Source organism: Flavobacteriales bacterium, from assembly GCA_030584065.1.
GTDB lineage: Bacteria > Bacteroidota > Bacteroidia > Flavobacteriales_F > PHOS-HE28 > PHOS-HE28.
Window position 1 is genome coordinate 349,689 of sequence record CP129489.1, and the last position, 14,800, is coordinate 364,488.

11 protein-coding genes are annotated in these 14,800 nt (G+C 68.0%); 8 read left to right on the forward strand and 3 right to left on the reverse strand.

Features of this window, described 5'->3' with window-relative positions; translation table 11 throughout:
* Positions 1 to 6: 6 nt before the first annotated feature.
* Positions 7 to 288 (reverse strand): hypothetical protein, encoded by a 282-nt coding sequence (locus QY325_01480; GenBank protein WKZ66606.1) that lies wholly within the window; start codon positions 286 to 288, stop codon positions 7 to 9.
* A gap of 30 nt (positions 289 to 318) precedes the next feature.
* Between QY325_01480 and QY325_01485 the strand changes: the two genes are divergently transcribed.
* Together QY325_01485 and QY325_01490 are read left to right on the forward strand one after the other, a co-directional pair.
* Positions 319 to 1,047 carry a hypothetical protein gene (locus QY325_01485; protein WKZ66607.1) on the forward strand — a complete coding sequence of 243 codons (729 nt, stop codon included), beginning with the start codon at positions 319 to 321 and terminating at the stop codon, positions 1,045 to 1,047.
* A 70-nt stretch (positions 1,048 to 1,117) separates the two neighbouring features.
* Entirely contained in the window at positions 1,118 to 2,431 is a 1,314-nt protein-coding gene (locus QY325_01490; GenBank protein WKZ66608.1) for an MgtC/SapB family protein, read from the forward strand.
* 11 nt (positions 2,432 to 2,442) lie between these two features.
* Here QY325_01490 and QY325_01495 read toward each other — a convergent pair whose 3' ends face one another.
* Together QY325_01495 and QY325_01500 are read right to left on the reverse strand one after the other, a co-directional pair.
* On the reverse strand, positions 2,443 to 4,407 hold the full coding sequence (locus tag QY325_01495; protein ID WKZ66609.1) for a CRTAC1 family protein: 1,965 nt from the start codon (positions 4,405 to 4,407) through the stop codon (positions 2,443 to 2,445).
* Positions 4,408 to 4,535: 128 nt separating this feature from the next.
* Positions 4,536 to 6,581, reverse strand: coding sequence for a dehydrogenase E1 component subunit alpha/beta (locus QY325_01500; protein ID WKZ66610.1), 2,046 nt, complete (start codon positions 6,579 to 6,581; stop codon positions 4,536 to 4,538).
* 242 nt (positions 6,582 to 6,823) lie between these two features.
* Here QY325_01500 and QY325_01505 point away from each other — a divergent pair, with 242 nt between their 5' ends.
* From QY325_01505 to QY325_01530, 6 genes are all read left to right on the forward strand, one after another.
* Positions 6,824 to 7,747: a glycosyltransferase gene (locus tag QY325_01505; GenBank protein WKZ66611.1), complete on the forward strand. Its 924-nt coding sequence runs from the start codon at positions 6,824 to 6,826 to the stop codon at positions 7,745 to 7,747.
* Positions 7,744 to 8,442: a class I SAM-dependent methyltransferase gene (locus QY325_01510; GenBank protein ID WKZ66612.1), complete on the forward strand. Its 699-nt coding sequence runs from the start codon at positions 7,744 to 7,746 to the stop codon at positions 8,440 to 8,442. Before QY325_01505 ends, QY325_01510 begins: the two co-directional genes overlap by 4 nt.
* A gap of 38 nt (positions 8,443 to 8,480) precedes the next feature.
* On the forward strand, positions 8,481 to 9,947 hold the full coding sequence (locus QY325_01515) for a hypothetical protein (GenBank protein ID WKZ66613.1): 1,467 nt from the start codon (positions 8,481 to 8,483) through the stop codon (positions 9,945 to 9,947).
* Positions 9,948 to 9,968: 21 nt separating this feature from the next.
* The gene (locus QY325_01520) at positions 9,969 to 11,837 is read left to right on the forward strand and encodes an LTA synthase family protein (protein WKZ66614.1); all 1,869 of its coding nucleotides are present in this window, start codon (positions 9,969 to 9,971) and stop codon (positions 11,835 to 11,837) included.
* Complete coding sequence (locus QY325_01525) at positions 11,834 to 12,694, forward strand: diacylglycerol kinase family lipid kinase (protein WKZ66615.1); 861 nt, start codon at positions 11,834 to 11,836, stop codon at positions 12,692 to 12,694. Before QY325_01520 ends, QY325_01525 begins: the two co-directional genes overlap by 4 nt.
* Positions 12,695 to 12,799: 105 nt before the next feature.
* Entirely contained in the window at positions 12,800 to 14,767 is a 1,968-nt protein-coding gene (locus QY325_01530; GenBank protein ID WKZ66616.1) for an FG-GAP-like repeat-containing protein, read from the forward strand.
* Positions 14,768 to 14,800: the final 33 nt, after the last annotated feature.

A 14,800-nucleotide genomic window follows, 5' to 3' on the forward strand; every position in this document is an offset into this window, starting at 1 on the left:
CGAACGTCATCGCTTGATGGTGATCCATCCGCCATCCTCGTCGATATCGGCCCGGCAGCCGCCGGCCTTCTGCCGGATCACCTCATCCGCCACGAAGCGCATGATCCCCGCGCGCTGCGCCACCGCCCAAGGATGGCCATGTTGCCATTCCGATGCGCTGCTGATGTGCACGATCACCACGGCATCGCCGCCGGCGAACTCCCACCAGCCCGTGATGCGGCGGCCTTCCGACTCGTAGGTCACGCTTCCGGACCGACCTTCCACGGTGATGGTGACCTTGCCGCTCATGGCGTGCCGAAGATGGCGATCTTCACCCGGATGTCCTGGAAGATCGCCCTTGCCGTCGCCCTGCTCACGGCCATCATCACCGCCGTCGTCACGGCTCCGGTGGCCGACAAGGTGACCCGGTTGCACGGGGTGAGCGATTTCGAGGGCGGGCGGGGCATGGCCATCGCCTTCATGCTCATCCCGGCGGGCTTCATCGGGGGCTTCCTCCTCGGCCTGCTGGGAACCAAGCTGGTCCATGCCACGGAATGGGCGCACTTCTGGAAGGCGGCAGGGCTGTCTGTGCTGCTGGGCCAGGTGGCGCTCTTCGGCGTGTCGGGCCTCAGCCTGCTGTCGATCCCGAGGCCGCCGCTGATTGACGGGCATGCCTTGGTGCTGGAGGTGGAGGTAATGGTGCCCCTGGCGCGGATCACCGAATCTGCGAAGGCCCCCGATGCCATGCGGGTCAGCCTCTATGCCGGGCCGAAGGACAACCATTACGCCGACATCGACCGCTCGCGCTTCCGGGAGGAGGATGGACGGCTGGTGGTGCCGGCCACGGCGCAGCTCAACAGCCGATCCGCAGCGCGGGTCCTCAGCTTCCACATCGAGGAGCACACCTGGCTGGCCTTCGACCTGCCGCTTCCCCCGGAGCCTGCGGTGACGCCGGATTGGAGCCGGCCCGCCGCCCTGCGGGAGGCCCATGCCGACGGGCGTGAACCCGTTTCGAGCGATGTGCTCCTGCGCTACCGCGTGGTCGCCGCAGGGGACCCGGCGCCGTGAAGGGCTGACGCCCGTCCGCTGCCCGGGTGCCGCGCCGGCCTTAGCTTAACCGCGCCTTGCGCGCCGCATCATGGATGAACTGACCGACGCCTGGACGAGGACCGATGCGCACCTGCTGGTGCGTCTGGCGGTGGCTGCGGGCATCGGATTCCTGATCGGCCTGGAGCGGGAGTTCGCCAAGCGCGTGCGCGAGCGGGCTGATGCGGGGCAGGAGCCCACCGCCCAGGAGAAGCAGTTCGCCGGCCTGCGCACCTTCACCCTCATTGCGCTGCTCGGTTTCCTCGCAGCGCTATCCGCTGACTCCCTGGGGGCGTGGTTCTTCGGCCTGTCCCTCGCAGGGTTCATCGGGCTGCTGGTCACTTCGTACCGTGCCAGCATCCGGCGCGGCGATGTGGGCGCCACCTCCGAGGTGACGGCGCTCATCACCTTCCTGCTCGGCGGCCTGGCCTACGAAGGCGAGCTGCTCTTCATCATCATCGTCGCGGTGCTGGTGCTCCTGCTGCTGTCCTTCAAGCTGCCGCTGCACCGCTTCGTCACGCGGCTCAATGAGCAGGAGGTGCGCGCCATCATCGAGTTCGTGGTCATCACCGTGCTCGTGCTCCCGTTCCTGCCGAATGAGGGCTTTGGCCCGCATGGCACCTGGAATCCGAAGGAGATCTGGACCATGGTGGTGCTGGTCTCCGGGATCAGCCTGGTGGGTTACCTGCTGGCCAAGTTCCTCGGCAGCGGAAGGGGCACGCTGATGGCCGGCGTTGTGGGCGGGCTGGTCTCCAGCACGGCCGTGGCGCTGGGCTTCGCCCGCAGGATGCGCGACGGGCAGGGCACGGCCGCGCACCTGGCGCTGGGCATCCTGGCGGCCGCAGCCATCATGTACCCCCGCATGCTGCTGGAGGTCTTCGCGGCGAATCGCGCCCTGCTGGGCACCGTGGCCTTCCCGCTCGTGGTGATTACCCTGGCCGGGCTGGGGTCGGCAGCGGTCCTCCGCCGGACGCGGTCCGATGAGAGCGATGCACCGCCGATGCTCGCCAATCCCCTGAATTTCCGCATCGCTCTGCAGTTCGCGGTGCTCTATGCGGTGGTACGTTGGCTGGTGGTGTGGGCCAACGTGCGCTTCGGCGATGCAGGCACCTATGTTGCGGGCGCGGTGGCCGGCATCACCGATGTGGATGCAGTGACGCTGGGGATGTCGCGCCTGGCGATGGATCCCGTGTGGGAGCAGCAGGCCGTGGTCACCATCCTGCTGGCGGCGCTGGTGAATACGCTGGTAAAGCACTTCATCGTGCTCGTCGTGGGCGGCAGGGCGCTCTGGCGGGCGGTGACGCCCGGCTTCATCGCCATGGAGCTCGCTGCGCTCGGCGGCATCCTCTGGGCGGCTTGGGGCTGACCGCCCGGCGGTCAGTCCTTGGTGAAACGCAACTGCGCCGTCCCCCCGGGGCCGTTGATGCGGGCCACGTAGAGGCCGGGCGTGAGCGCCTGGATGTCGAGGATGCCCTGGTAGCGGGTGCTCAGGGCGATGCGGCCCGTGGCATCGAGCACCTCCAGCAGCGCACCGACGGGGGCGCCTGCGAAGCTGATGCGTTCCTGCGCGGGATTCGGCACCGCGCGCAGCGCGGCGTCCTCCGCCCGGTCGGTGACCGAGGTGGTCAGGCCCTCGTAGATGGTGTGCACGGCGTTGATGGCCGGGGCTTTCAGCACTTCCACCGTGCCATTGGGCCAGCGGATGCTCACCTCCTCCACCTCGGTATCGCTGCCGAGGCCGAAGTGGGCGCCGATGAAGCTCATGTAGCGGAAGCCGTCGCCGCTGCGGATGTCGCGGATCTGGGTGCCCAGCGCACTGGTGATGGTCACCCGGGCGCCGATCGCATCGCGGTTGCTCACCACGCCCACCGGGATGATGCGGATCCAGTTGTTGGCGTTGCCGTTGTTCCGCTGGTAGCCGTTCCCGGTGCAGACATCCAGGAAGCCGTCGCCATCCATGTCGCCCACCGCGTGGTTGCCCGTGGAGGTGTTGCCCGTGGTGAAGGTGCCATCGCCGTTGTTGAGGTGGAGGCCGCCGCCGCCGAGGATGTCCACGTAGCCGTTGTTGTCGAAGTCGTGCGCCGTCCACTCGATGCTGGAGCCGGCGACGAGGTCCATGCCGCTGCCGGCGGTGCCATTGGTGAAGTTGCCGGCGCCATCGTTGAGCATCAGCTTATGGGCGCCTCCGCCGCTCGATCCAATGAGCACGTCCATGTCGCCATCGTTGTCGAAGTCGCCCCAGGCGCTGCTCCAGCTCTGGTGGCCGTCGGCGAGGCCTTGCGCCGGCGCGATGTTGGCGAATCCGCCGCTGCCGTTGTTGAGCATCATCAGGTCGGTGGGGTCGCATCCGCACTTGGCCACGAAGAGGTCCATGGCGCCGTCGTTGTCGATGTCGGTGAAGATGCTGCCGTAGTTGCCGCAGGTGGTGCCGTAGCCGCCTTGCGTGTGCACCAGCTGGCCGGCGCCGTTGTTGATGAAGGCCACATTCGCATCCACATCGTGGCAGACGAAGGCGTCGAGGTGGCCGTCGAGATTGATGTCGACGAAGTTGGTGCGCTGGCTGAAGATGTATTGCGTCGGGCTGAACTGCGTGTAGGCGGAACCATCGGCGTTGGCGGTCATGAAGGTGGCGCCGCTGCCGCCGCCGTAGAGCAGGTCGCGGTGGCCGTTGCTGTCCCAGTCGCCCACGGCGAAGCTCCACGATGCGGTGTTCGCGGCATTGGTGGTGGGGAAGGTGACGGTGGTATAGGCGGCATCCTCGCCCTGGTAGGCCACCTTGAAGCTGGCATAGCCGGGCATCACCGCGTCGTCACGGCCATCGTTGTTCATGTCCACGGCACCTTGGATGCCGCTGGCGTTGGGGATGATGACATTGGTGAAGGTGATGAGCGCAGGTGGGGGCGGGGGAGGCGGCTGCACCAGCGTGAGGTTGAACGCGAAGGGAGCCGTGGAGTACCGGTTGTCGAAGGCGATGGTGTAGGTGGTGCCCGCAGTCACCGCCCAGGTGGCCATGGCCGTGAGGCTTCCACCGCCATCGTCGTCCCAGGCCACGCAGGTGAGGGCATCGCAGGTGCCGGTGTAGACGCTCACGCGCGTGTCGTTGACCGGATAGCCGGGTATGTTGGTCGTGATCCGCACGCTGGTGTCCATGGTGGCGGTGTACCGGAACCACGCGGCGTTGGCGCCATTGGTGCCGCCGCCGCAATAGGTGTTCGGGTCGCCCTGCACCGGGCCCACGTTGGTGACGCCCAAAATGACGGATGGGGCGGTGGCGCAAGTGCCCTGCTGGGCGGCGGTGGGAAGTGCGGCCAGCAGGGCGCTGGCGGCGAAGAATCGCTTCATGGGATGCCGGCACCGGCATGAGGCCGTGCCGAGGGAGTGACGCCAGCAAGGCCGGAAAGGTTGCCAATGGCCCGACGGAGAGATGAACGGCGCGGATGGCGGAGAAGCACAGGTGTCGGCAACGCCCCTCAGTAGGCTGAGAGCCGTTCCACCGACGCCTTCAACCTTCCCTTCGGCAGGAAACCCTGCTCCAGCGGGATGGCGAAGGGCACCGGGGTATCCCAGCTGGCTACGCGGACGATCGGCGCATCCAGGTGCTCGAAGGCATGCTCGGCGATGATGGCCGCCAGCTCACCGCCGAAGCCGGCGGTCAGCGTGTCCTCGTGCAGCAGCAGCACCTTGCCGGTCTTCTTCACGCTGGCCAGGATGGTCTCCACGTCCAGCGGCACTAGGGTGCGCAGGTCGATGATGTCGATGTCGATGCCGGTCTCCCGCTGCACATCGGTGGCCCAATGCACGCCCATGCCGTAGGTGATGATGCTCATCGCCGACCCTTCGCGCACCACGCGGGCCTTGCCGAAGGGGATGCCGTATGGCTGCTCGGGCACCGGTCCGTTGATGCTGCGGTACATGGCCTTGTGCTCGAAGAACATCACCGGGTTGGGGTCCTCGAAGGCCGTCATCAGCAGGCCCTTGGCATCGTAGGGGTTGCTGGGGAACACCACCTTCAGCCCCGGCGTCTTCACGAACCACATCTCGTTGCTCTGGCTGTGGAAGGGGCCCGCGCCCACGCCCGCGCCGCTGGGCATCCGCACCACCACGTCGGCGTGCTGGCCCCAGCGGTAGTGCATCTTCGCCAGGTTGTTGCAGATCTGGGTGATGCCCTCGCTCACGAAGTCGGCGAACTGCATCTCCATCATGGCCTTCATGCCCTTGATGCTCAAGCCCAGCGAAGCTCCGAGGATGGCGCTCTCGCACAGCGGCGTGTTCCGCACCCGCTCTTTGCCGAACTGCTCCACGAAGCCCTCGGTGATCTTGAAGGCCCCGCCGTATTCGGCGATGTCCTGCCCCATCAGCACCAGCCCCGGGTGGCGCTCCATGCTCTGGCGCAGACCTTCCTGGATGGCGTCGATCATGCGTTTCTCGGGGGCGCCGCTTGCGGCGGGTTCTGCTGGCAGCGCAGCAGGTCGACGCGATGCGTCGACGCTACTGGTGCCACGACCTATGTCCGCATACACGTCCGCATGTTCCCGTTCCGCATCGGGCACGGGTTCCGGCTCCTCGAACGCGTGCTTCAGGTCGGCCTCGATGCCGTCTTTCAGGCGGGCGCGGATCGCATCGCGCTGCGCGATGGTGAGCACGCCCGTCTTCAGCAGCCAGGCCTCATAGTTGGCCACGGGGTCCTTCTTGCCCCACTCCTCGAAGAGCTCCTTGGGCACGTACTTGGTGCCGCTCGCCTCCTCATGGCCGCGCATGCGGAAGGTGATGCACTCCACCAGGATGGGCCTGGGGTTCTCGCGCACGCTGTCGGCCAGGCGGGCCAGCGTTTCCTGCACTTCCAGGATGTTGTTGCCCGCGATCTGCACGCCCTCTATGCCGTAGCCCACGGCCTTGTCCACGAAGCTCTTCATACGGAACTGCTCGCTGCTTGGCGTGCTCAGCCCGTAGCCGTTGTTCTCGATGATGAAGAGCACCGGGAGGTCCCATACAGCGGCCACGTTCACGCTCTCGTGGAAGTCGCCCTCGCTGGTGGCGCCATCGCCGGTGAAGACGATGGTGCAGCGGCTCTCCTTCTTCAGCTTGTGGGCCAGCGCAATGCCGTCGGCGATGCCCATCTGGGGGCCCAGGTGGCTGATCATGCCCACCACCTTGTGCTCCTGGCTGCCGAAGTGGAAGCTGCGCTCGCGGCCCTTGCTGTAGCCGGTGGCCTTGCCCTGCCACTGCGCAAAGAGCTTGCGGAAGGGCATGCCGCGCGTGGTGAATACGCCCAGGTTGCGGTGCATGGGCAGGATGTACTCATCATCGCGCAGGGCCATGGTGGCCCCCACGGCGATGGCCTCCTGGCCGATGCCGCTGAACCACTTGCTGATCTTGCCCTGCCGCAGCAGGCTCAGCATCTTCTCCTCGATGATGCGGGGGAAGACGAGCTTCTCGTAGGTCTCGATGAGGAAGGCGTCGCTGCGGGTGCCGCGCTCGAACCGGAGCTGGCGGTCTTCGATGGTGGTCGGGGCCATGGATGGGGGATGCGGGGGCAAAGGTATCCGGAGGCCGAGAGCTTGAGGGGCCGTGGCCAGTAGCAGGGCGCCGGCCGGGCTGTCCGCTGTGGTGGCCTTCGCCGGTGCCGCGGCTGGCGCGCTGCGGGGGCTTCCTCCGGTCGCCTCCTCGCTGCTGCCACCCGCAGGGCCCGGCGTGCGGCCAGCCGCCGCTGCCATCCCTGGCGCATCGCCGGGCGCCGTTACTTCGTCAGCCCGCCGCCATGCCGTCCAGCACCATCGCCATCGTGGCGCCCTGCTTCAACGAGGGCGAGGTGGCCGTGCGCTTCCTCCAGGAGCTGGAGGGGGTGCTGGCCGCGCTGCCGTACGCCTTCGCCGTGGTGATGGTGGACGATGGCAGCACCGACGGCACCGCCGCACGCCTCGGCGCCTACGCCCCGGCCGCCCCCAACGTGCGGCTGCATGCGCTGGCGCTGCCGTGCAACCTGGGCCATCAGGCGGCCATCCACCAGGGACTGCTGTTCGCGGCCGGGCTCCCGGCCGACCGCTTCATCGTCATGGACAGCGATGGCGAGGACGATCCGGCGGCCCTCGCCGAGCTGCTGTCCCTGCAGGATTGCGCCATCGCCTTCGTGGGACGCGGACGGCGCTCCGAGTCCATCGGCTTCCGCCTGGGCTACCTCGGCTATCGGGCGCTCTTCCGCGTGGTGGTGGGGCGCGGCATCAGCTTCGGCAACTACAGCATCATCGACCGCCGCGCGCTCGACGCCGTGCTGCTGCGCTCCTTCACCCATTATGCGGCCTTCCTCAGCCGGCTCAAGCTGCCGCAGCGCGTCATCGTCCGCGACCGCCGCCCGCGCATCGATGGGCGGTCGCGCATGGGCTGGCGCAGCCTCAGCATGCACGCCTTCGGCTCGCTCGTGGAATACAGCGAGGAGGTGCTGGCCTTCATGCTGCGCGCCTTCGTGGCGCTGGCCGTGGTGCTCCTGCTCAGCGTGCTGGCCATCGTGGGCATCAGGCTGTTCACCGGCCTGGCCATCCCCGGCTGGGCCAGCGTGCTCTCCGCATCGCTGTTCAACGGCATGCTCCTCTGCCTGGGCTTCTTCGCCATCGGCCTGCTGCTGGTGAACGCGGCCCGTCGCCGCGAGCCCCTGGGCCGCATCTACACCGTGCTGTCCCGCCCATGACCTATCCGGGGCTCGAACTGGAGCTCTTCCGCCAGGCGCACCACTGGAAGCGCCGCTTCAGCGGCCTGCTGCGGCCCTGCCTGCACGGGCGCGTGCTCGATGCGGGCTGCGGCATCGGTGCCAACGCGCCGTACCTGGTGCATCAAGGCGTCAGCGCATACACCTTCCTCGATCCCGACCGCGCCCTCCTCGATCGCGTGCCCTCCTTCGCGGAGCATCCCGTCCTGGCCCGGGCCCGGCGCATCCAGGGCACCACCGCCGACCTCGCCGGCGAGCGCTTCGATGCCATTCTCTACCTCGATGTGCTCGAGCACATACCCGATGGCCGCGCCGAGCTCCAGCGCGCCTTCGGGCTGCTTGAGCCTGGCGGCCACCTGCTGGTGCTGGTGCCGGCCTTCCCCTTCCTCTACAGCCCCTTCGATGCCGCCATCGGCCATCACCGCCGCTACACCAAGGCCATGCTGCGCGCGGAGCTGCCGCCTGCCGTGGAGGTGAAGCTGCTGCGCTACCTCGATGCCCCGGGCATGCTGCTCTCGCTCGGCAACCGCCTCCTGATGCGCAGCGCCATGCCCACCGCAGCGCAGGTGCGCTTCTGGGACCGCTGCATCGTGCCGCTGGGGCGCTGGGCGGACCCGCTGGTGGGCCACGCCTTCGGGCGGTCGCTGCTGGGCATCTTCCGCAAGCCTTTGCGCTGAGCCGTGCCTCCATGGCCCGGCACCTACATTCGGCGGCCATGCCCGGTGCGCGCCTCCTCCTCGAGCGCTTGATGCTGGCTGCGCTGCTGGCCCTTGCCCTGGGCCACGGCTGGCTGCGGCTGCAGCTGGTGCCCGACCTGCGTGTCGATCTGGGCGGGGCGGAGCTGAATGCCGTGTATGGCATGCAGAAGCTGCTGCTCGGCCGTCCGCTCTACACCGATCCCGAGCAGCCGCCTTTCGAGGTGGTGCAGTACACGCCGCTGTTCCATGCCCTTGCCGCGGCGACGGCGCGGGCGGTGGGCGCGGAGCCGCAGGATACGGTGCTGCTCTTCCGTGTCGGGCGTGCGGTGGCGCTCGTCCTGAACCTCCTCACCGCCGCACTGGTCCTCAGCCTCTGCATCCGCTTGGGCGCCCGGCCCGCCACGGCCCTCGCGGGGGCCTGCATCGCATTCATGGCCTTCACCGAGCACTACTACGGCCGGCCCGATGCGCTGGCCACCCTGCTGGTGGTGGCCCTGGTGCACGCCCTCGCGCGCCCGCAGCGCACGGCCTCGTGGGGCTGGCCGTGGGCCGCCGGCCTGACGCTCGTCGGGGTCGCCGCGGTGCTCGCCAAGCAGACCGCGGCCGTTGCGCTGCTCATGGTGGCAACCGACCGGCTGCTGGCCGGCGATCGCCGGGGCCTGGCGCGGTTCGCCTTCGCGGCCCTGGTCATCGCACTGCTCGCGGCAGGCCTGCTCCTGGCCTGTTGGCCGGTGCATGCACTATGGCAGAACCTGGTGCAGGCCTCGCGCAACGGCATCGACCCCACGCTGTTCATGGAGCTGTTCGACAAGGGCATCTTCAAGTACCACGCGGGCTGGCTGCTGCTCATCGCGGGCGGCGCCGGGCTCGTGCTCCGGCGGCGCCACGGGCCAGGGGCCACCGTCGTTGCAGCAGGGGCCGTTGCCCTGCTGAGCGGCCTGCTCTTCGGATTGAAGCGGGGCAGCGGCCTCAACTACCTGGTGGAGGCCGAGATCCTGGCGGCAGCGGTGGGGCTGGCCTGGCTGCCGGCCTGCGCAGGACGGTGGGGTGCTGCGCTGCGCACCGGGGTGCTCGCCTATGGCCTGCTCTTCGGCGTGCATCGCACACGGCTGCTGCAGGGGCGGTGGGGCGATGAAGCGCTGCGCGCTGCGCACGCGGCAGACTGGCATGCGGACCATGCCATCCTGGGGGCCATGCAAGCCGAAGGCCTCACCCGGAGCGACCGCGTCTTCATCACCTACCGGGGCCACTTGGAGCTCCTGCTCAACGGGCTGGGCCAGCTGCCGCAGAAGGACATCGTGGAATGGAGCCTGTCGCCGCCGTTCGACCTGGGCGCGCTGCAGGCGCTCTTCCGGGACGGTGGCATCCGGTACGTGGTGGCCGACCGCCGATTGCAATCGCTTCCCTTGCTGGGGCAGGAGCATCCCGTGGTGCACCTGTTCGAGGCGGAGGGCCGGCACGTGCATGCCGTGCCGGCGCACTGAGCGTTGCGCATCTTTGGCGCCGTGCGCATCCGGGGACCGCTCACCGTGCTGCTGACGCGCCTGGCGGCCGTGGCGGTCGTCTACACGCTGCTCCGCTTCGCCTTCGTCCTGCTCAACAAGGGGGAGTTCCCGGCGGTGCCCTTTGGCACCTACATCATGGGCATCCGGTTCGACCTCAGCGCCATCGCGTGGGTCAATCTGCCCTGGGTCCTGCTCAGCATGGCAGCGGTGGGTGAGCGCGGACGCTGGGCGCAGCCGAAGCGCTGGCTCTACCTCATCGGCAATGCGGTGGCGCTCTTCTTCGCCTGCACCGACCTCGAGTACTACCGCTTCACCCTCAAGCGCAGCACGGCCGACCTGTTCGGGATCATGGCCGGCGGCGGTGACACGCTGAGCCTCGCCCCCGTCTTCGTGCGCGACTTCTGGTACGTGGTGCTCATCTACATCGCCTGCATCTGGGCCCTGGCCTGGGCATACGGCAGGGCGGCCCGGCTGGCGTCCGGCGATCCCCAGCCTGTCTGGCGGCGCGTGGCCTGGCGCGCGGCCGCCGTGGCGATCATCGCCGTGGCCTCGCGCGGCGGGCTCCAGCTCATCCCGCTCAATGTGATGAATGCCGCCGACCACGCCGAGCCGGAGCACGTGCCGGTGGTGCTGAACACGCCTTTCACCATGCTGATGAGCCTGGGCAAGCCGGTGCTGCCGGAGAGGATCTTCCTGCCGCAGGAGGAGGCCGACCGGCTCTGGCCCGTGGAGCACGCCTACGCGGAGGGTCCCCTGCACGGCATCGCTGCGCGCGCGCTGGCCGGCGACAGCGGCATGGCGCTGCAGCGGCCCAATGTGGTGGTCATCATCCTCGAGAGCTTCTCCTCGGTCTATAGCGGACGCCTCAACGGCGGTGCGGGCTACATGCCCTTCCTCGATTCGCTGATGGGAGAGGGGCTGTGCTTCGCACGGGCTTACGCGAACGGGCGCCGCAGCGTGGACGGCATCCCGGCCATCCTGGCGTCGATGCCCGAGCTCATGGATGAGGCCTTCGTGCATTCGCCCTACGCGCAGTCGAGGTTCACCTCGCTGGCCGGCGTGCTGAAGGAGGAGGGCTATGCCACGAGCTTCTTCCACGGCGGGCGCAACGGCACCATGGGCTTCGATGCCTTCAGCCGCAGCGCAGGCTTCGACCGTTACATCGGGCTCAACGAATACCCCGGACCGGAATCCGACCATGACGGCACCTGGGGCATCCGCGACAAGCCCTTCCTGCGGCACTTCATCGATCGGCTCGGCCGGGAACCCGAGCCCTTCATGGGGACCGTCTTCACGCTGAGCTCGCACCATCCCTATGAGCTGCCCTCCGGGGATGCGCAGCGCTTCGCCGGCGGTACGCATCCCATCCATCCCGCGCTGCGGTATGCGGACGATGCGCTGCGCGGCTTCTTCCGGGAGGCGGCGCGCCAGCCGTGGTTCAGCCGCACGCTCTTCGTGGTCACGGCGGACCACACCGCGGACATCGAGCGCACCGGTCAGCACTACAGCGCTGCGGTGGATTACTGGGTGCCCCTGGTCTACTACATGCCGGGCGCCTTGGAGCCCGCGGTGGTGGACCATGTGACGCAGCAGATCGATGTGATGCCCACGGTGCTCGACCTGCTCGGCCACACCGGCCGCTTCTTCAGCTTCGGGAGCAGCGCGGTGCGGCGCGAGCGGCAGCCGCTGGCCATCGTGCGCGTGATGGGCGGATACATGGCCATGCACGACGGCGGGGTGCTGCATTTCAAGGGCGATCCGCACCGGATGAAGGGCATGGACCTCCGTGACAGCACCGTCGCCACCATGCATGCCGCGGTGCAGCAGTTCAACCGGCGCATGCGCATGAACCAGCTCACCGTGCCATGAAGGTGATGCTCGTGATCAATCCGATGAGCGGCCGGCACCTCGCGCCGCGCGTGCAGGGGCTTGCGGAGGAGCGCGCCCGTTCGCACGGCGCCGAGCTGGAGGTCCGCACCGTCCAGGGCCCGGGCGATGGCACCCGCTTCGCGCAGGAGGCCGTGAGCCGCGGATTCGACCGGGTGATCAGCGCCGGCGGCGACGGCACGCTCAATGCGGTGGCATGCGGCCTGGTGGGCACCCGGGTGCCCGTGGCGGTGATCGGCCTGGGCAGCGGGAACGGATACGTCCGCTCCCTCGAGTTGCCGCGGGATCCGCAGAGGGCGATGGAGCTGGCCCTGACCGGGGAAGCCCGGCCGGTGGACGTGTGCTACCTGAACGACCGGCTGTTCGTCGGCACCGCCGGCATCGGGTTCGATGCCCGGGTGGCGGCAGCGTTCGAGCGCAGCTCGCGCGGCGCCTGGAACTATGCCCGCATCATCCTGCGCGAGGTCTTCAGCGCCCAGCCCATGCGGGTGGTGGTGAAGGCGAACCACGAGACCATCGAGGAGCAGGTCCTCATGCTCGTCTTCGCCAATTCGCGGGAGTTCGGGAACGGTGCGCTCATCTCGCCCGGCTCGCGGGTGGACGATGGCATGGCCGAGCTCCGCCTCGTGCGCAAGCCGCCATTCCCGGCGCTGCTCAAGGCCTTCTTCCAGCTCTATGCGGGCAGCGTGGACCGGAGCCCATACCTCCGATCCATCCCGGCGCGCGAGGCCATGGTGCATCAAGCGGGCGTGCTGGCGCACCTCGATGGCGAGAGCGTGGAGGTGGGGCATGAGTTGCGCTTCAGGCTCGAGCCCAAGCGCCTCTGGGTGGTCCGCTAGCGGCTGGGGGCGAAGCGCTTGGGAATGCAACCGCCGGTACCGGAAGGGCGCACTCCGGTGCCCGCGCTACAGGGATCCGGGTATCTTTCCCGCTCATCCCTCCCCATGAAACGATTCCTCCTCTCGCTGCTGGCGCTCGGAACCGCTGCAACGGCCCTGCGCGCGCAGTCCTCCTGCATGACGGCACAGTCCATCACGCTGGGCACCTACACCGTGGCCCCGCTCACCGGTGCGCCCCCCACCGCGTATTGCGTGGGCGGTGGCTCGCCCAGCTATGGCGCTTGGTTCAGGTTCACCGCCGCCAATGACACCATGCTGCGCCTGAGCACCTATGTGGAGGGCTACCCCACGGTGGATACCCGCTTCCATGTCTACTCGGGGTCCTGCGTCGCCCTCACCTGCGTGGCGGGCGACGATGACACCGGCCCCGGCTACTCCAGCATCGCCAATTTCGAAGTGGAGGCAGGGGTCACCTACACCATCGCCTTCGATAGCTATTGGACGGCCAACGGATTCACCTTCCAGCTCTCCGAGCTGTTCGTGCCGCCCCCGCCGGAGGGCATGGTCACCTTCACGGCCGTATCCATCCCGGGCTCGGGTGCCATCATGGGCGCCGTGGACATGAATGACGATGGCCGCGACGATGCCGTGGCACCAGGGTACACCAGCTTCACCGTGAGCCACCAGCAGCCGGGAGGCGGCTTCACCCCCACCACCTATCCGACCACCGCTGCGGACAACACGGCGTCGTGGAGCTTCGCCGTGGGCGACTGGGACAGCAACGGCCACCGCGATCTGCTCTACGGCGGCGGAAGCGGCGCCACCTTCATGAAGGCGAATGCGGACGGCACGGCCTACACCGAGATCTCCTTCCCGGAGTACATCTTCAGCCAGCGCACCAACTTCGTCGACATCAATCTCGATGGCCACCTCGACGCCTTCGTATGCCACGATGTGGATGCGAACGTGGCCTTCATCAATGACGGCCTCGGTAACCTCACCTTCACCCAGGGCGGCTACGGCACCACCTGCGGCAACTACGGCAGCATCTTCACCGACATCGACAACGACGGTGCCATGGACCTCTTCGTGGCCAAGTGCGGATGCGACCCCAACGACCTGATGATGCTCAACGATGGGGTGGGGGCGTTCACCAATGTGGCGCCGGCGCAGGGCCTGGCCGACGGTCACCAGAGCTGGAGCAGCGCCTGGGGCGACTTCGACAACGACGGCGACATGGACGTGCTGATCGGCGCCAGCAGCAGCGGATACCACAAGCTGATGCTCAACGATGGCGCGGGAGGCTTCTCCAATGCCACGGCCGCCAGCGGCATGGATACCTGGAGCGGCCAGAGCATCGAATGGACGGCGCACGACTTCAACAACGATGGCTGGGTGGACATCCTCGGCGGTGGGGCGCTGCACTACAACAACGGCAACGGAACCTTCAGCCATGATGCCGACGCTCCGGACAACCACGCCATCGGGGACATGAACAACGACGGATTCCTGGACATCTGCACGGGTTCCGGCTACCATCGCAACGGGGGCAACGCCAACAACTGGATCCGCATCAACCCCGTGGGCAGCCTCAGCAACCGCGACGCCATCGGTGCCCGGGTGACCATCACCAGCGCGCTGGGCACCCAGATTCGCGATATCCGTAGCGGAGACGGTTTCCGCTACATGAGCTTCATCGGTGCTCACTTCGGCCTGGGTTCCGACACGCAGGTGGAGGAAGTGAGCATCCGCTGGCCGAATGGCGACGTGGAGGTGATCAAGGGCCCCGCCATCAATACCGTGCATACCATCGTGCAAGGCACCTTCACCAGCGTGCCGGGCCATGAAGAGCCGTCTTTCAGCATCGCCCCGAACCCGGCCACTGAGCAGGTGACGCTCTCCGGCTACGATCCGATGGCTCCGGTGGAGGTGCTGGATGCCACGGGCAAGCTGGTGTGGAGCGGCCGTGTGGCTGCCGGTCGCCTAAGCGTGTCGGCCCTGCCCCAGGGCGCCTACCTCGTGCGCGTGCTCCAGCCGGATGGCATCCGCCAGGCCCGGTTCGTGAAACAGTGATCATTGGATGGAGCATCACCGCATGAAGGCTCA